The sequence below is a fragment of the Candidatus Defluviilinea gracilis genome (genome assembly GCA_016716235.1).
GTDB classification, from domain to species: domain Bacteria; phylum Chloroflexota; class Anaerolineae; order Anaerolineales; family Villigracilaceae; genus Defluviilinea; species Defluviilinea gracilis.
Window position 1 is genome coordinate 524,757 of the sequence record JADJWS010000003.1, and the last position, 17,385, is coordinate 542,141.

At 52.6% G+C, this 17,385-nt stretch carries 20 protein-coding genes; 5 read left to right on the plus strand and 15 right to left on the minus strand.

Annotation, left to right across the window (positions count from 1 at the left end):
• The first annotated feature begins 14 nt into the window (after window positions 1–14).
• Complete coding sequence (locus IPM31_16335) at window positions 15–629, plus strand: transposase (GenBank protein ID MBK9008544.1); 615 nt, start codon at window positions 15–17, stop codon at window positions 627–629.
• Window positions 630–713: 84 nt separating this feature from the next.
• Here the strand turns inward: IPM31_16335 and msrB are convergent, their stop codons facing one another.
• From msrB to IPM31_16375, 8 genes are all read right to left on the minus strand, one after another.
• A complete protein-coding gene (msrB, locus tag IPM31_16340; GenBank protein MBK9008545.1) occupies window positions 714–1,160 on the minus strand; it encodes a peptide-methionine (R)-S-oxide reductase MsrB in 447 nt (148 codons plus the stop codon).
• A gap of 398 nt (window positions 1,161–1,558) precedes the next feature.
• The gene (locus IPM31_16345) at window positions 1,559–2,386 is read right to left on the minus strand and encodes a serine/threonine protein kinase (protein MBK9008546.1); all 828 of its coding nucleotides are present in this window, start codon (window positions 2,384–2,386) and stop codon (window positions 1,559–1,561) included.
• Between the two features lie 50 nt (window positions 2,387–2,436).
• Complete coding sequence (locus tag IPM31_16350; protein MBK9008547.1) at window positions 2,437–3,405, minus strand: hypothetical protein; 969 nt, start codon at window positions 3,403–3,405, stop codon at window positions 2,437–2,439.
• Window positions 3,406–3,465: 60 nt separating this feature from the next.
• The gene (locus tag IPM31_16355) at window positions 3,466–3,954 is read right to left on the minus strand and encodes a YbaK/EbsC family protein (protein ID MBK9008548.1); all 489 of its coding nucleotides are present in this window, start codon (window positions 3,952–3,954) and stop codon (window positions 3,466–3,468) included.
• 145 nt (window positions 3,955–4,099) lie between these two features.
• Window positions 4,100–5,143, minus strand: a complete 1,044-nt coding sequence (locus IPM31_16360) for a proline racemase family protein (GenBank protein MBK9008549.1) — start codon at window positions 5,141–5,143, stop codon at window positions 4,100–4,102.
• A 153-nt stretch (window positions 5,144–5,296) separates the two neighbouring features.
• A complete protein-coding gene (locus IPM31_16365) occupies window positions 5,297–5,722 on the minus strand; it encodes a DUF126 domain-containing protein (GenBank protein ID MBK9008550.1) in 426 nt (141 codons plus the stop codon).
• On the minus strand, window positions 5,710–6,978 hold the full coding sequence (locus tag IPM31_16370; GenBank protein ID MBK9008551.1) for an aconitase X catalytic domain-containing protein: 1,269 nt from the start codon (window positions 6,976–6,978) through the stop codon (window positions 5,710–5,712). Before IPM31_16370 ends, IPM31_16365 begins: the two co-directional genes overlap by 13 nt.
• 4 nt (window positions 6,979–6,982) lie before the next feature.
• Window positions 6,983–7,558: a DUF1211 domain-containing protein gene (locus IPM31_16375; protein ID MBK9008552.1), complete on the minus strand. Its 576-nt coding sequence runs from the start codon at window positions 7,556–7,558 to the stop codon at window positions 6,983–6,985.
• Between the two features lie 194 nt (window positions 7,559–7,752).
• Here IPM31_16375 and IPM31_16380 point away from each other — a divergent pair, with 194 nt between their 5' ends.
• Window positions 7,753–8,361: a superoxide dismutase gene (locus IPM31_16380; GenBank protein ID MBK9008553.1), complete on the plus strand. Its 609-nt coding sequence runs from the start codon at window positions 7,753–7,755 to the stop codon at window positions 8,359–8,361.
• Window positions 8,362–8,633: 272 nt separating this feature from the next.
• Window positions 8,634–9,047 (plus strand): 4Fe-4S binding protein, encoded by a 414-nt coding sequence (locus IPM31_16385; protein MBK9008554.1) that lies wholly within the window; start codon window positions 8,634–8,636, stop codon window positions 9,045–9,047.
• Window positions 9,048–9,222: 175 nt separating this feature from the next.
• On the opposite strand, the gene IPM31_16390 is transcribed toward IPM31_16385, so the two are convergent.
• The 4 genes from IPM31_16390 to IPM31_16405 form a co-directional block, all read right to left on the minus strand.
• On the minus strand, window positions 9,223–9,696 hold the full coding sequence (locus IPM31_16390) for a GNAT family N-acetyltransferase (GenBank protein MBK9008555.1): 474 nt from the start codon (window positions 9,694–9,696) through the stop codon (window positions 9,223–9,225).
• Window positions 9,689–10,966: a histidine--tRNA ligase gene (locus IPM31_16395; protein ID MBK9008556.1), complete on the minus strand. Its 1,278-nt coding sequence runs from the start codon at window positions 10,964–10,966 to the stop codon at window positions 9,689–9,691. The genes IPM31_16390 and IPM31_16395 overlap by 8 nt, the downstream gene beginning before the upstream one ends.
• A 532-nt stretch (window positions 10,967–11,498) precedes the next feature.
• Window positions 11,499–12,107 (minus strand): hypothetical protein, encoded by a 609-nt coding sequence (locus IPM31_16400; protein MBK9008557.1) that lies wholly within the window; start codon window positions 12,105–12,107, stop codon window positions 11,499–11,501.
• A gap of 42 nt (window positions 12,108–12,149) precedes the next feature.
• Window positions 12,150–13,349: a hypothetical protein gene (locus tag IPM31_16405; GenBank protein MBK9008558.1), complete on the minus strand. Its 1,200-nt coding sequence runs from the start codon at window positions 13,347–13,349 to the stop codon at window positions 12,150–12,152.
• A gap of 168 nt (window positions 13,350–13,517) precedes the next feature.
• Here IPM31_16405 and IPM31_16410 point away from each other — a divergent pair, with 168 nt between their 5' ends.
• Window positions 13,518–14,318, plus strand: a complete 801-nt coding sequence (locus IPM31_16410) for a class I SAM-dependent methyltransferase (GenBank protein MBK9008559.1) — start codon at window positions 13,518–13,520, stop codon at window positions 14,316–14,318.
• Between the two features lie 72 nt (window positions 14,319–14,390).
• Window positions 14,391–15,023, plus strand: a complete 633-nt coding sequence (locus IPM31_16415; protein MBK9008560.1) for a PIG-L family deacetylase — start codon at window positions 14,391–14,393, stop codon at window positions 15,021–15,023.
• A gap of 173 nt (window positions 15,024–15,196) precedes the next feature.
• Here IPM31_16415 and IPM31_16420 read toward each other — a convergent pair whose 3' ends face one another.
• The 3 genes from IPM31_16420 to IPM31_16430 all read right to left on the minus strand — a co-directional run bounded on the left by IPM31_16420 (window position 15,197) and on the right by IPM31_16430 (window position 17,342).
• Window positions 15,197–15,544, minus strand: a complete 348-nt coding sequence (locus tag IPM31_16420; GenBank protein MBK9008561.1) for a non-heme iron oxygenase ferredoxin subunit — start codon at window positions 15,542–15,544, stop codon at window positions 15,197–15,199.
• Window positions 15,545–15,628: 84 nt separating this feature from the next.
• A complete protein-coding gene (locus IPM31_16425) occupies window positions 15,629–16,024 on the minus strand; it encodes an SUF system NifU family Fe-S cluster assembly protein (protein ID MBK9008562.1) in 396 nt (131 codons plus the stop codon).
• A gap of 91 nt (window positions 16,025–16,115) precedes the next feature.
• Window positions 16,116–17,342: a cysteine desulfurase gene (locus IPM31_16430; GenBank protein ID MBK9008563.1), complete on the minus strand. Its 1,227-nt coding sequence runs from the start codon at window positions 17,340–17,342 to the stop codon at window positions 16,116–16,118.
• Between the last annotated feature and the right edge of the window lie 43 nt (window positions 17,343–17,385).

The following is a 17,385-nucleotide window of genomic DNA, read 5'->3' on the forward strand; positions in this document are numbered from 1 at the left end:
GCTTCATTCCCCATATGCAACAACAGCAGTTTCCGCAGGGCAAACAATTCAAAAACGTGTCTGGCGACGCAGGCTACGGCAGCGAAGAAAACTATGCCTATTTGGAAAAGCACGGCATGGGGAACTACCTCAAATACAACACCTTCCACCAGGAGCAACACCCGCCGCGCAAACCCGAACTGCTTGAGAAGATGCGCTTCAAGTCAACCTGCTTTCCCTACGATCAGGACAAGGATCAGTTCGTGTGTCCCGCCCACCATCGCATGGTCTATATCGAAACCAAACCCTACCAATCCAAAAACGGCTTCTTATCTGAACGGCGGGTTTATGAATGTTTGGAGTGTGCCGCCTGCCCTCTCAAACCCAAATGCACCAAAGCCAAAGGCAATCGCCAAATGCAAGTCGGATTTGAACTCCGCCGCTATCGTCAGCAAGCCAAAGACAACCTGCTTTCCGAGCAGGGTATGGCCTTGCGTAAATTACGAAGCATTGAACCCGAAACGGTCTTCGGGGACGTGAAACAGAACATGGGCTTCCGAAGGTTCATGCTCCGAGGGTTGAAAAAAGTGGATGTGGAGTGGGGTCTGGTGTGCATGGCGCACAATTTACGAAAACTGGCGATCCAATGACCGCCAGTTTTTTTGTCTCTTGCTCCGTTTACGCCGTTTTCTCAACTTGTTCTTCCCCTTTTTAGACAACCCCAGGTCTAAACTTTACTTCTCAAACAACGACTTGTACTCCCCATATCCTTCCTCTTCCAATCTTTCGGCAGGGACAAACTTCAGCGAAGCCGAGTTCATGCAATACCGCAGACCTGTCGGCGCGGGACCGTCGTCGAACACGTGACCGAGGTGCGAATCGGCATGTTTCGAGCGGACCTCGGTGCGCGGCATGAACAACTTGAAGTCGCTGCGCTCAATAAGATTATCCGACACTAACGGGCGGGTAAAGGAGGGCCAGCCGCATCCCGAATCGTATTTATCCAGCGAACTGAACAGCGGCTCGCCGGAGACCACGTCCACATAAATCCCAGCCTGTTTGTTGTTCCAATAAGTGTTCGAAAACGGACGCTCCGTCGCCTCATGTTGGGTCACTTCATATTGAAGCGGGGACAATTGCTTGCGCAGTTCGGTATCTGAGGGTTTCGTAAAGTCTTTCATCGGACGATCTCCTTTTATCTTGTTCTACTCGATAGACGAGAAGTAGACGTTCACTTTTACCCGTGAATTCATTAAGCAAATCTTACAAATTCACTTTACACAAAAAAAACAAAGTTAGATTCTGTAACGAGGCATTTTACAGGTTAACAAGTAAACCGAGCATTACGACAATGACTCACAGACCCCGAAGGGGTCAAATGATTCTAGTTGAGGATGTATCACATTCAACCCCGAAGGGGTGTCAGAGGCGGCAAATTTATGTCATCTGTCGCCACGGCGCCACGCGACGCCTTCGGGATTTGGAGACCCTTTTGCCGTTTTTAGAATTCTGCCATCCCTTCGGGATTGGCTTTATGGCAACAATCCATATCGCGCTAATTGCTAGATGCAAAGGTTAGTTACAAAGCATTCAGTGCTTGTCTCATTTCTCGCGCCGTCCAAAACCGCCGACTTGGTTTCGGCTGAACCGCTTTCATCACAATCGCTTCCATTCCTTTTGAAACGGCGGAGTTCAGTGACCGCACGCGATAATTTTGAAACGTGAAAGGTTTTTCCTTACGAGGGTCTCTTTTTGTCAACAGATGATGTAATGTCGCGCCGAGCGCGTACACGTCACTGCGCGGGGTGACGATGCCGCGATATTGTTCGGGCGGAGAATATCCCTTTGTGCCGATGGGAAATCCTTTTTTGAAGTGGTCGAATTCCTTTTTGTCTTCCTCAAAGAAACGCGGCGGAAATATGCGGGCATGTTCAAAGTCAACGAGAGAGACGCGGCTCGCTGAATTGACCATAATGTTGTTCGGCTTCAAGTCACGAAAAACCATCGGGTGAACGGGATGAGTATGTAGAATCTCCAACGCGCCGCAGATTTGGATCGCCCAATGGACAACAACTTTCTCTTTCAAAAATCCTTTGCAGCTATCGAGAATCTCTTCAAGGTTTGACCCTCGCACCAACTCACGCACAAGATAGGAATGGGTATCGGTGGCAAAGTAATCGAAGACGCGTGGAATGGACGGATGGATCAACGTCGCGCGTAAATCTGCCTGCCGCTCGCAGTCAACGATCATTTGCATGGGCATCTGTTTGATGGCGACATAACAAGGCGTGTTGACCGCTTTCGTGTCCCGCGCTTGGTACACCGTGCCAAAATCTCCCGCGCCTAATATTTTTATAATCTCATAGCGCTTGTGGAGGATGGTTGCTTTTTTGAGCGTTGAGGTCATTTGGAAATCATCCGAGGAACACTGACTTTTCCCTCTCCGTCAAATTACGATCAAAAGATAATCGAAATCAACCCAGCAAACACAAAAAGCCAGACACTGACCGGAATAATGTAAGGCAACCGCTCAAAAATGTTTTCCGCTTCTGAAGACCAAAATCTATTCCGTTCTTCTAGATCCATGACGCCCGCCGACTCGCTGTAGGTGCGACTGCCTCTATGTCTTCCTGAAAAGCTGACATAGCCGTAGACAGCCAGTAACAAACTCGTCCAAAAGAGTCCCTCACTGAATTGGGCGCTTGAACTCCAGCCTAAAATTTGCCAGCCAACAACCGAAAGGATTATCCCTACAACCACAGCAGAGACAAACGCTCTTAACAAAATAATAATTTTCCCGCCTTTTTGAAAATTCATACGGCTTTGCAAAGGAGGAGAAGAGTTAGTTGTCTGGCTTATTTGTACAGGAGATATTCTTTTTGGCGTCTCTGGGTATCCCCAACTCATTGGAGGCGAATTCTTCATCAGTTCGCGGTTTCTCTGTAACTGCAAATGAGACTGAATGATCTCATGAACGACTCCAACCGCGCCAAAAAGCGCAAAAGTTACGGCACCAACGTAGCCGCCTACTTTGGCGCCGTACCCCATGATTGGGGTTACTGCAAGCCGATGACTTGCTCTGATCCTGTAAAAATCACTTTGGTCATAAACTTCAACATATCCATAAACAAAAACAACAACGAAAAGCCCAATAAGGACTCCAGGGATTACGCCAAGGAATAAATTAATGTTGGTTTCATTCAACCTATTGTAGACCCTTGTCGCAAACGAACTAAGGGAGACTCCTAATAGCGCAGAAATGAAAAAACTAATGAGAGTCGCTTGGTGGGATGTAAATACATCTGGAACTAGAAAACTGGCAATTATTCCAAACACAGCCCCAAGGATAGAGCCTAGGAAATATCCGACAATGCAACCGACAATGATGACCCCAACAACCTTCAAGATGTTTCCAATCAATGTCATTTTTATCCTTAGTGCGTATTGAAGAATGGCTTCATTGATTCAAGTATAACCTCGAAAAACTTACGCAAACACAGACTTCTCCCTCTCCGTCAAATTGACCACGATCGCGCTACTCGCCTTCACCAAATTCTGCGGCGTGATCATGATCTCCTCGCCCCATTGACCCGCACCCGTGCCAAGGATGGGTTCGTCGAGCAGAGTCGCTTCAAGGAAGGAGCGGAATCCGCTGGGTTGCCAGCCGAACGCGGGAATCGAACCGATCACGTAACCCGTCGTCTCTTTCACCGCGTCAGGCTCAGCCATCCGAATATTGCGCGAGCCGATAGCCTTCTTCAAATTTCCAGAGATCGCGTTCTGGTCGCCGCCGAGCATCACCAACACGCGCTCACCCGTGTCCACTTGAAAGATCAGCGTCTTCACCGCCTGCCGTTCCGAGAACCCAAGCGTCCGCGCTACGTTCACCGCGCCCTTTTCAGTTTCAGGCGAAAAACTGCGCGCTTCGTATGGGATGTTTCGTTCATCGAGATAGATGTGTGGTGGAAGTTTCATAAAATCGGGTCTCTCGTAATTAACGGAAAAGTGCCTCACCACGAAGGACACAAAGTACACAAAGGAGAAAAGAGTTAGATTACTTGTGTTTTCCTTCGTGACCGTCGTGTCCTTTGTGTTTGAAAAAAAGAATTCTCGGGACGGTTTACCTCAAAATAAATCCACTGCTAAACGGATCATTCGGATCGATCCACAACTCGTTCCTACCAACGATATGCGCTTCACCTCGGACCTCGGGGATGATCGCGGCATGGGGACCGAACGTCGCCTCTTCGACGACCCTGCCCGTGAATTTGCTTCCAATGATACTCTCGATCACAATGGACTCGTTCAACTGAATCTCGCCGCGCGCGTGATGGATGGCGAGTCGCCCGCTGACGCCTGTGCCTGTGGGACTACGATCCACCTCCCCATCGGCGAAGATGCACACGTTGCGGCTGTGTGACGCGGGGTCTTGCGGTTCATCCACAAAGATCGTGCCGTACAAAAATCCCAAATCCTTTTCAAACGGATGCGCGATCTGCTTCGTTTGCATCACCGCGCGTTTGATCGCCATCCCCTTTTCGATCAACGGACGATAATCTTGCGGAGAGCAAGTCACACCGACATCTTTCGCGTTGACGTACGCATAGAACGCGCCGCCAAACGCAAGGTCATAGCGGACTTTTCCCAACTCTGGCACATCAACCACCGCGTCGAGTTCCGAAACAAAAGACGGCACGTTCAGAAACGAAACGTTTTTCACGTGACTATTTTCGATATGAGCAAAGGCAGTGATTCGACCTGCTGGGCTGTCAATCTTGATTTCGGTGATCGGCGAGACCATGGGCATCATCCCCGTTTCCAGCACGACGGTTGCGATGCCGATGATTCCATGTCCGCACATGGTGCTGAATCCCTCGTTGTGGATGAACAGGATTCCAAAGTTCGCGCCTTGCGTGACGGGAGGCGTGAGGATACATCCGTACATGTCCGCGTGACCGCGCGGCTCCCACATCAACGCAGTGCGGAGGTGGTCATAATTCTCTTTGGCATATCGCCGCTTTTCGAGGATGGTGTCCCCTTTCAATTCAGGGAATCCATCCACGATCACGCGGAAGGGTTCTCCGCCCGTGTGCGCGTCAATCGCGGTGATTTTGAGCCAATCGGAGGGAGGAACGAATTTTAGGGCGGGGTTGAAGCTGAGCATAGATTCCTCGCTAAAAGTATATCCGGTGGTTGAGTAGCCCGAGGCCATAGCCGAGGGCGTATCGAAACCACCAGGCGCCAAAGCAATTCTCGTTACAAAATTATGTATGCCTACCTGTGGTTTCGATACGGGGCGGAACTGCACCGCCCCTACTCAACCACCGGGTTTGATTGAAATAGTATTTCCTTCAATCTCAACCTCATCACCCGTCTTCAACCGCGCAAAATCTTCGGGTGAAACAGCCACCAGCGGAATTGGACTCGCGTACATCTCGTCCGCTACCACAGAGGCGAGCGCGAAGAAAAAATCGGTGGCGGTGGTGATGATGCCCGCTGGCGCGGTCCCAGCGCGAATCGACTCCAGCAAAACTGCTGTCGTGGTTGATGATCCGCGCGTGAACGGGATGGCAAGAATTTTACCTTTCGCAATCTCACCCGAAAGCGGATGCCTGCGGTCAATGATCTCGCCCGTCTTCCAATCGTAGCCACCCCAAAACGAAAGCGGCTCACTGCTGACGAGTGCGATTCCCTTTGCCGAGCCTGCGATGAACGGTTTGCCTGAAATCGTCAACTTGTCCATAAGGATTCATCCCGAACGATTTTGCCTTCGCTGGCAGAGTCCACGCAGTCTTTCAAACTTCCAAACGCGATTTTTCTGCCGAGCAAGCCCGGCGTGTAATACGCGAACTTCGCCGAGTTGGTCATCAGGCGTTTGATGTCTGGCGGAAGCATCGGCGTGGTGAGGATGCACGTATCCACAGTCAATTGCGCGCCGAAGGATTGAAGCGAATCCAGATAGCCCGCTTGCTGTGCGAGTTGAGTCATGGCGCGGCTGGAGGTGACCAAAAATTTCACGCGCGGATGTTTTTGTTTCCCAGCGATCAACGGCGCGAGGTGTCTAAATTCTGCCAGTGAAAAATGTGGACTTCCCAGCACGACCATGTCCAACTCGTCGCTGTCGGTGTGCGTAAGTTCGGCGCGCGCGTTGCGCAACAGATCCATCGTCACATCAATCGTTTCATGTGGAGATTTATTTTGAAACGCCGACTCCAACGTCGGCGCTTCGGGCGTGACGCCGACGACATGGAACAACGCCACTCCGCCCGACGACGCAGACGCGGCGCCTAACGCTTTGAGTTGATCCTCCGCAGGCGAAACAGCCAGCCCGTGGATGACCGGGATTCGATCCCGCGCAATCTTGCCGATGAAATGTCCAAGCACTGGATAAAAATCATCGCTGTGTTGAAGCGCGGCGGGAACGTCTCGCAATTGCAACAACAATTCGCCCGCGCGATTTTCCGTGAGATGCAAGCCAATCGCGGGCGCGCGACCCGTGATGGCGCAACAGATGTCAAACAGGTCGGGATAGCGTTCTGTTCTTGCTCCGATCACAGAGTTTGCAAACACGATCGCATTCGACTCGCCCCACGCAATTTGCTGACCAAACTTCGGCTTGGATTCCTCTGTCTGATACGGAGCGCACGTCCACGTGGGAGTCGTGCCCATGCTTCGATACGCTTCCATCTGACGTTGAGCCTGCCTCGCCCACTCCGGCGGGACCGCCCACTCCTGCCAGTGATGCTCGTCGAGTCCGCTCACGTTGAGGCTGGTCGGCACGGCCACTTTCGCGCCGAGGCTCGCCAGCCGTTCGGCAAACTCCAATCCCGCGTCGCCGATGTACACCGTGCTGTCAATGTGCGCGCCGGTGATGTCGAGCAATTCTTTCGCGCCAGACACCTCCGCCATGCGGACGATGATATTCATCGCCATCTTCGCGGCGGCTCCTCCATCTCCGCGCAACATGGCGCGGTCTTTGTCCGTCAATGCGAGAGTCATGTTATCAACGACCTATCATCTTTTCGATTCGACGGTCGGGAATAAACCAGTGCATGGCGACAGCCGCATACAACCCCAATGAGATCAACGGATTGAAAAACGCAACGATGATCGCGACCGTGTATCCAACCAACGAAACGATGCCTTTGAAATCGTTGCCGATCGCGGAGGCAAGACTCGATTCTTTTCCATGATGCGAGATCATCTCATGGACGAGTATGTAATATGCGAATCCCGCCATCCACAACACGAATCCATACGTTGCCATCGGCAGTGTCGCAAAACTCGTTTCGCCGCTCCATGCGGTTGCGAACGGAATCAACGACAGCCAAAATAGGAGGTGCATGTTCGCCCACAGGATTCGTCCGTTCACCTGTTTGCCCATCTGCCACAGATGATGATGGTTATTCCAGTAAATGCCGACGTAGATGAAACTCAATACGTAACTGAGAAACACGGGAGCCAATTCGCTCAACGCGGCAAACGTCGGTTCGTGTGGAACTTTCAATTCCAACACCATGATGGTGATGATGATGGCGATCACGCCATCGCTGAAGGCTTCCAGTCTGTTTTTGTTCATGCGGGGAGGATAACAGAGGGAGCCGATTCGAGGCAAGAGAGAAATCGAATATCTTTCTTGACACGCTCCCTCCACAGGGCTACAATTTCTTTGTAAGAAATCCACAACGTAGTGACGACTTCAGTCGTCAAATAACGACTGACGCACAGCGCGCTTCGCAGAGTCGTTACTACGATAATTCCAACAAGGAGACGATCATGGCATTCGAACTTCCAAAACTGGCATACGCCTACGACGCGCTCGAACCTCACATCGACGCGCGCACAATGGAGATCCATCACACGAAACATCATCAGGCTTACATCACCAACCTGAACGGCGCGGTGGAGAAGACCCCCGAACTCGCGGGCAAATCGCTCGTGGCGATGTTGAGCGACCTGAACGCCATCCCCGAATCGGTGCGCGGAGTTGTCCGCAACCACGGCGGTGGGACGTTCAATCACAATTTGTTCTGGGAAGTGATGGGACCGAACGCCGGCGGAGCGCCGAAGGGCGAGTTGGCAAAAGCGGTCGAATCAGCCTTCGGGTCGTTCGACGCGTTCAAAGAGGAGTTCGCCAAATCCGCCGCCACGCGCTTCGGATCAGGCTGGGCATGGCTCGTCAAAAAAGGGAGCGGACTCGCGGTGGTCTCGACGGCGAATCAGGATAATCCGCTGTCCGACGGCGCGACGCCCATCCTCGGCATTGACGTGTGGGAACACGCGTATTATTTGAACTATCAAAGCCGCCGCGCCGATTACGTCGCTGCGTGGTGGAACGTGGTCAACTGGGATGCCGTCGCCGCGAAGTTTGCCGCGAAGTAAGCGCGTTACCCTGCGGTCTTAGCCGCAGAGTCCACAGAGCGCTCAGAGTTTTTTCTCAAAATCTCGGTGTTCTCTGTGGCGAAAACAACTTTAGCAGGACTTACGCAGTTGGCGGGCAGTTGTACTGCCGCCGCCGCAGTGCAACTACGGCGCAACAGGTTCAGTGGCAAAAACAACTTTAGGAAGAAATCGAATTTCAATCTTGCAGAGTACGCGAAGGCAGATATAATCAGACAACTTCGAAAATAACTTCTCAAAGGAGACGTTTCTACATGACCCATATCATCACCAGTTTGTGCGTTCGAGACCGCGGTTGTATCGACGTTTGCCCCGTCGAGTGCATGTTGCCGGGCTTCCCGCTCGACAAATGGCCCTGGATCTACATCGACCCCGACACTTGCATTGACTGCGGCGCGTGCGTGCCTGAATGCCCGTATCTTGCGATCTTCCCCGAAGACGAAGTGCCGACCGCCTACACCGCGAAAGGCGGCGAATACATCAGCGCCGTCGGACTCACCGGTCTCTTCGAAGGGACGAACCATCACGGCAAGCCCATCCTGCTCGAGACCGCCCGCCAACTTGAGGCTGGCGAAGTCCTCGACTTTACGCCGGACATCAAACCGCATTACGATTTCTTCAAAGACGGTCCCGGTTACGGCGTGAAAGATCAAGACGACGGAAGATAATAAATTAAGAGCCGCGTAAAAACGTGGCTCTTTTTATTAGTCACAGTGCAATCAACCAGGCATCTCTTTTCAAACACAAAGGACACAACGGTCACAAAGGAAAAAGCCGATCAAATCAAAGGCGCTTTTCCTTCCTTCGTGTCCTTGGTGTCCTTCGTGTTAAGGTTCTTTCGCTTTAGTTATTGGGGGCTTTCAACTTCAACACCGCTTCCGCTTCACCTTCGATGATGCGCCCTGTCTCTACAAACCCCAAACTTGCGTACAACTTTCGCGCAACGTCGTTCTCTGGCTCATAGCTAATGCTCACTTCTTTGACGCGTTCATCGGCGCGAAAAATTTCGAGCATCTTTTCCATCCCAAACCGCCCATAGCCCTTGCCCTGAAATTTTTCATCCACCATCAAGCGTTGGATGTAAGCCTGTTGCGACGGATGCGAAAAATTAAATCCATACATCAAAAAGCCGACGGGCGTATCGCCATCGTAAATTCCATACGCGAACAGATCCCAATGTCCCTCGAACTCATCGCCGAACTGCGCCTGGGCAATCGAATACAAATTCGACGCGACAAAATTTTTCTGATCGTCGCGCACTTTCAGATCGATCAACGTTTGCCAGTTCTCTTTTGTTACAGGACGAATTTCAGGCATCCCTCAAAATCCCTTTTACGGATTCAAGAACCGCTTCTTTCTTGACCTGAGCCTGCTCGCCCGTCGTCAGGTTTTTGACCACCACCAAGCCTTTCTCCGCTTCGTCGGGACCCAGCACCAGCGCGACCTTCATCTTCATCTTGTCGGCGAATTTAAATTGCTTCTGTAGTTTTGTTGGCTCAGGATAAACCATCGCATTGAGTCCCGCAGTGCGCAACTCCGCCGCAAGCGCGAAGGATTGAGGCAAGAGAGTTGCATCGAACACAGTGACCAATACCTGCGCAGGGCTTGGCTGAAACTCAGGGATGAGTCCCGCCTCTTGCAGGATGATCCCCGCCACCACATCGCCCATCGCAAAGCCAACGCCTGAAAGCGGTTGCCCGCCGACATCTGCCAGCAAATTATCGTAGCGACCTCCGCCGAAGATGGCGCGTTTGACCGATCCGCTGGTGTCGAAGGCTTCGAAGACCGTGCCTGTGTAATACAACAGTCCGCGCATGATGTTTGGATCGAACCTCACGTAGTCTTTCACACCCAACGCTTCGAGCGCGGCGAACGCGCGAGTGAGTTCTTCGCTTTGCTTCCATAAGTCGAAATTACCGAGCAAACTTTTCAAGCCGTCGAGTTGATTCTGATTCAGTCCGATCTCAAGCGCGTACGCGTCCCATTTCGCGGATTCCATTTTGGCGCGGCGGTCAACGAGATTCGACACGTCCACGCGCTTGTCGGCTGGGATGTCGAGCGCGTCGAACTGCGAATCCATCAGACGCCGATTATTCACACTAATTTGAGTCAGGCTGGGGCTGAGTCCGACCGAGCGCAGGAACGTCGCCCCCACCGCGATGAGTTCCGCATCCGCTTCGGGCGAGTCCGCGCCGAGCATGTCAATATTCCACTGGAAGAATTCGCGCGAGCGTCCGCGCTGAGGCGACTCGTATCTCCAAAACGGACCGAACGACCACCAGCGGACGGGGAAATTCAACTCGCCCTGTTTCGCCGCGATCATGCGCGCCAGCGACGGCGTGAGTTCGGGGCGCAGGGCAACTTGCTCGCCGCCGCGATCTTCGAACGTGAACGATTGCTTCTTCACGAGTTCCTCGCCCGATTTCGCGGCGTACAACTCAAGCGGCTCGATGAACGGACCGTCCCACTCTTGATAACCGAACATCTCAGACGCCGCGCGAACTTTTGCATAGATGAAGTTGCGCGCGAACATCTGCTCGGGGTAAAACTCGCGTGTGCCTTTGACAGAATTTATTTTGCTCGCCATAATGACTCCAGTGCGGAGATTTTATCATGGCATCGAAAGACTTCCCGCTGTTCACAATGCAGGAGTGGCGATACATGTGGGCAAAAACCTCTTTGCCACAGAGAACACAGAGACCGCAGAGAAAAATCTCAAATCCTCTGTGATCTCTGTGGCTTTACGCACCCAAATAGCCACTACCCACAATGCCCCTGCCTGCACTCCCCTGGGCACGATGATCCACCGCCCCCACCTCCACCCGTCCCTCCCCAGCTACAGTAGCCACCACTCCCACACGTATAGCTCCCGCCAAATCCCGCCGCGTTGCAAGTCGCCTCATTTGTATAGTCCGAGCAGTACTCGATAGCCAGCGTCACCCCGCTACAACTCTGAGTGCAACATCCAGGTTGACTAGGTTGACACGCACCCCCGCAAACCGTTATCGGTTGTGCGCCCGTGATCGTCCCGCCTCCACAGCTCTGCGCCCCTACACTGCCTGGCAACACCAACAGAGTTGTGAGCAATATCCCTGCCGAGAGTAACAGGTTAAGGTGCTTCATGGTCTACCCCCCGCCTTATCTATGCTCCACCAGCTCGCTCCCACCCCGCTCTGGATATACTCACTCATCCCCGCAAACCGCTCCATCCCTGTGTACTCCGCTTTTTGCGGGTGGGTCAAGTCCCAGAGAGCGTTCAGGAGTACGCCCTGATACCACTTGGCGAGCGACTCGCCCGTCTCTCTCTGCACGATATCCTCCCGCACATACAGCCAGATGGTTAGGTCGTGCTTGGCGCCCGACGCCGTCGGTGCATACTCCACCCCCCAGCTCTGAAAAGGCTCACGCTCTCCCTGATAATAGGTCAAGCCAAGCGGTTGTTTGGTAGGAGTCAAAACTATTTTGATCTTGCGCACGCTCACGCTCCCCTGCTGTGCCGTCGTGGGTGCATAATAGGTGACGCCTCTGGCATCATACAAGTTGATCGTATTGAGTTCGTCCCTGATCTTGTCCCTATCTACCGTCCCCACCGCTAGGAGGCTCGAGTCAGACACGACCTCGATATCAGGAGTCACGATGTCAGTCGCCAGGTCACCGAGATATTTTCTCCCCACCACCGACCCTGCAATCACCAATAACAATAAAACAATCCATCCATATCTCTTCACCCCCTCATTGTGCAAAAAATCTCGCCCACAGTCAACTTAATCTTACTTTCTCGTAAACAAAGACCATGTGTAATCCGTAAAAGCATCATTATATTTGGCAAAAAGATCTCGATCCAATATCGTGTTACCTGGACGATAACTCGCCCCTACTCTGGCAAAGAACTTTTGCAACCACTGATTGGGACCAAAGTCGCCTGCGTCGCTAAATCCGTCGGTCATTGCCGCCAAAATCTCCAACTGATCAAACAAGTCCCCACTTACATACTCTGCCCTACCTGTAATCATCGAGCCTTCGTAATCAAAACGCACATGGACCAAGGCGCCTTGCGCGTCAACAAACCATCCACTCCGCTCTCGAGAGTCGCCGATAAGAAATAGTACCCTCTCGGGTAGATCGGTCAATACCACTCCATTGACTGCCTGACCCAGATTGACCTCCGCGCGATGGCTCCGATAAAACGGCTGGGACAAGTCCACCTCTACCAGCTCCGACTCGGTCAGGAGCGAGGGCGAGTAGCTCGACCCGTTGGCTCTGTTAGGCAACCTGATTTTGATTTTGTAGTCATGCTCTACGATATAGTCCCATATCTGGCTCTCCGCTATCCCCCTCTGGTGAGCAATCGCCCGCAAAAACTGTCCATACACCGAGTTGGGTCCATTCTCCTCTCGAAAATAGGTTGCCAGATCAGTCCCAGGCGACACTGGCATATCAAGCACAATGCCTCCCGATCCTGGGTATGCCGTGGTCGGATACCATAGTCCCCGCACCCAACGTAGCTCGCCGTCGATCATCACCTCCATCCCGTCAATGCGCTGTCCCTCAACAGAAGGATCGTCATGGATGAGCATCCGCACCTGCTGTCCCTGCCATTCGCGCGTTTCGATGGTGTAGAACTCAGAACCAAAGCTCTCGTGATCAGAGGCGTCGTAGTCGAGGTCTGCGAGGAGGTCCGCCACCTCAGCGGTATTTGCTTGTTCGTCTTCTGTGGGGGCAGGGATTGGCGCGGGCGTTTCAGTTGAAATTGAAATTGCCGCGCGCGTCGAAGTGGGGACAGCCGTCACTGTCGCTTGCGCTGTCGGCGCGGCGCAGGAGGCTAAAAGAATCGTTGCAAGAAAAGCGAAGACCGTCCACGAATACACACGAATAAACGAATTGACGCCTCGACATTCGAGAATTCGTGGTCTTATTCGTGGACGGTTTACCATCGAGTCAAAATTATGCAAGGTGAGTTTTCTAATCATGGCAATTCCAACAGGGCTTCAAAATTCAGCGGTTGAATTTTAGTTTGTTTGTTGGTATAATTTTTTGTACCAGTTCGTACCGCAAGATTTATCTTGCGCTTCACTTGCTTTTACACTGCGCATCCGCAAAGTGAACTTTGCGGTACGAGGACCACATCAGGAGAATCAATGGAAATCAATTACCAAGAAACATCAAAAGACCTGCTCACCCGCATTGACATTCACGAAACATACGGCTCCGCCAACATTGACGTGTGGACGAACGAATTGCTCCAGCCTCAGGCGGGCATGAACATTCTCGATGTCGGCTGTGGCGCGGGCAAACTGTCTTTTCTCTTCGACGATTATACTCAACGCGGCGCGAAAATCACGGGCGGCGATTTCTCGGAAGAACTGCTCGACAAAGCCCGCGCGAAAAACAAGGAGCGCGGCTCGAACATTGACTTCGTCTTTTTGGATTTCAACAAGCCCTTCAACTTTGCGGACAACACCTTCGACCTCTGCACCAGCGCGTTTGCGATTTATTACGCTTCTGACCTCGACTTTACATTTGGTGAGGCTCATCGGGTGCTGACTTCTGGCGGACGGCTTTTCGTCTCGGGTCCACTGCCTGAGAACAAGCAGATGTTCTACGACATCATCAAAGAAGCGACGAATGCGACCATCCCGCCGATGCCTGGGTCGAGTCGCTTCAAAGGCGACATCTTCAACACCATTGACCGCATCTTCGCCAAGACCGAACTGCACAAGTTCGAGAATCATCTCACCTTCCCCAGCGTCCCACCGTTCATCGAATACGTCCGCGCCTCGTTGAGCGAAGACCGCAAGTTGTGGACTTCGATGTTTAACGGTCACGACGAATACGAAGCGCTCATCGGCAAGATCACCAATGTGGCTACGCGCTGGTTTGAACGCGACGGCAAGTTAGTGATGACGAAGGTTGTGGGCGGAATTTTGGCGACAAAGTAATAGTATCCGCAGATTACGCAGATTGAACAGATTTTTTTCTGCGTAATCTGCCAAATCTGCGGATTGCATTTCATGAACTTCTCTGGCAAACGAGTCCTCTTCCTCGGCGCGCATCCCGATGACATTGAGTTGGGATGCGGCGCGTTACTTCATAACATCGCGGACAAGACCGATGTTCTCTGCGTCACGCTATCGGACAACCAAAAGAATCCCGATCTGCAAAACGTGAAGAGCGAACATCACGAAGCGATGGCAGTGTTGGGTATTTCAAAAGAAAAAATTATTCTGGGACCATTCACCACGCGCGTCTTCCCCGATTCGCGGCAGGAAATTCTCGAATACTTTCTCAAACTCCGCAAGGACTTCAAGCCTGATCTTATCTTCACCCACTCCAAGCAGGATGTGCATCAAGATCACAACACGATGACCGATGAGGCGCTACGCGCGTTTCGCGGCATCACCGTGCTGGGATTCGACGTTGTCCGTTCCTCGTACGGATTCTTCCCCCACTTCCTCGTCGAAGTCACCGAGGAGGATGTGAACAAGAAGATCGAAGCGCTATCCAAATACGAGACGTATCGCGACCGCTACTACTTCAACAGCGAATTGACCCGCTCCATCATGGTTCGTCACGGCGCGCTGGCGGAGCGTCCCTTTGCGGAGGGGTTTGATATTTTGAGGATTGTGGGGACGTTTGAGGGGTGAGGAAGTAAAGAGAATTGGGAGAATTAGAGAATTGACGGTGGTCGAGTAGCCCCGAATGGTTTTGAGGGGCGTATCGAGACTGGAGACTGCGATGGAATTCAAAATTTTTGGTAAACAAAAAGCGGAAGGACAACCAAGCCTTCCGCTTTTACTTTCCACTTTCTACTTTTGCCTTACTCCTTCGGTATCCCGATGAAAACAACCCCATCCCGCACTTGCACAGGATACGCGGGGATATCGTCCACGGCGGGAAGTTGAACCACCTTGCCAGTCCGCACGTCGAACTCGGCGCCGTGGCGCGGACAGATCACATTGAATCCCTCCAGGTCGCCCTCCCCTAGCGGACCGCCGTCGTGCGAGCAGATGTCGGCAATGGCAAAGAATTGACCCGCAATGTTGAAGATCACCAGCGAGTTGCCTTCGATCTCGATAAACAATCGCTCTCCGTTCGGCAATTCGCTGGCGGGGATGATTTCATAGTATTCGATTTTTGATTCGTCTAAGGTTGTGTAGTTGAACATTCGATGATGTATACAGGTAAACAAGTAGACACGTGGGTGCGTGTTTCCCTGTTTACCTGTGTACGTGTCTCCTTGTCTGTGTTTTTATTCCACCAATTCATCACTCGCTTCGCCGAGACCATACACCCCCGCCTTCAAAACTTTCAGCGACAGCAACGCGCATTTCAAGCGAACAGGTCCCAATTCGATGCCGAGCATATCGAGGATGTCCTGTTTGCTCATCAGTTTTATGTCTTCAAGCGGCTTGCCAATGATCGACTCGATCAGCAGATCGGCGGAGGCTTGCGAGATAGCGCATCCATGCCCATCGAAGCGCGCGTCCTTGACCGTTCCATCCGCGGCGGCTTGAAGCGTGATCTCGATATGGTCGCCGCACAGCGGATTGTTGTCCGCAAATTGAATATCGTGCGGGTCGAGGCGCCCGCGGTAGGCGGGGTTCTTGTAGTGTTCGATGATGACTTCGCGATAGAGGTCGTCCATAGGTAGTCTCGTAGTCCAATAGCCAGGTAGTTTCGTAGTCGGTCAGCGAAAAGTCAAAACAATCAGACTATTCGACTAACGAACTATGCGACTAACCAAACAATTCCTTCACCTTATAAAGTCCGTTTACCAGAAAATCAACTTCTTCTTTTGTGTTGTACAAATAGAACGAAGCGCGGCTGGTGGCAGGGATTCCAAATTTCTCGTGCAACGGTTGGGCGCAGTGATGTCCCGCGCGGATGGCGATCCCGTCGCGGTCTAGGATCTGCGCCACGTCGTGAGGGTGGACGCCGTCAAAGGTGAACGCGGCGACGCCGCCTTTTTTATCTGCCGAGGGACCGAACAACTTCACGCCGGGGATCTCTTCCAAGCGTTCGAGCGCGTATTCGGTGATCGCGTGTTCGTGGGCGGCGATATTGTCCATACCGACTTTGGTCAGGTAATCCACCGCCGCGCCGAAACCGACCGCCTCCGCGATGGCGGGAGTGCCCGCCTCGAATTTGTGCGGAAGTGTGTTCGGTCGAAACGAACGGAGTTTCACTTCTTTGATCATATCGCCGCCGCCCAGGAACGGAGGCATGGATTCGAGCAATTCAGTCTTGCCATACAACGCGCCGATACCGGTTGGTCCGCACATTTTGTGGGCAGAGAAAGCGAGGAAATCCGCGTCGAGGGACTGCACATCCACTGTGAGATGCGGGACAGATTGCGCCGCGTCCACGATGGTGATCGCGCCAACTTCATGCGCCATGCGGATGAGGTCGGCGGCGGGGTTGATCGTTCCCAGCACGTTGGACATGTGGGTAAAGGCGACCAGTTTCGGGGTCCGCGAAAGAAGCGTTTTGTACGAGTCCAGATCCAGCAAGCCGTCTTCGGTTACAGAAATGAAATCCAATTCGATGCCGCGTTCGGCTTGCAACATCTGCCACGGCACGAGGTTCGAGTGATGCTCCATCTCGGTGAGGATAACGAGGTCGCCCGCCTTGAGATTCGCGCGCGCCCACGTGTACGCCACGAGGTTGATGGACTCAGTCGTGTTGCGCGTGTAAATGATCTGCTTTGACGATGGCGCATTGATGAACCTGGCGATCTTCTCGCGCGCCTCTTCGTACATCGTCGTCGCTTCTTCGGCAAGCGTATGCACGCCGCGATGGATGTTCGCGTTCGAGCGGCGATAATAGTCATTCATCGCTTCGATCACCGCCGTTGGCTTTTGCGAGGTGGCGGTCGAATCCAAATACACCAGCGGGACACTGTCATGCGTCTTACGCTGGAGGATGGGAAAATCTTTGCGGATTTCGTTGGGGTCGAGAGGCATGGTAAGCAAGTACACACGTAAACAGGTAAACAAGTAAACATGT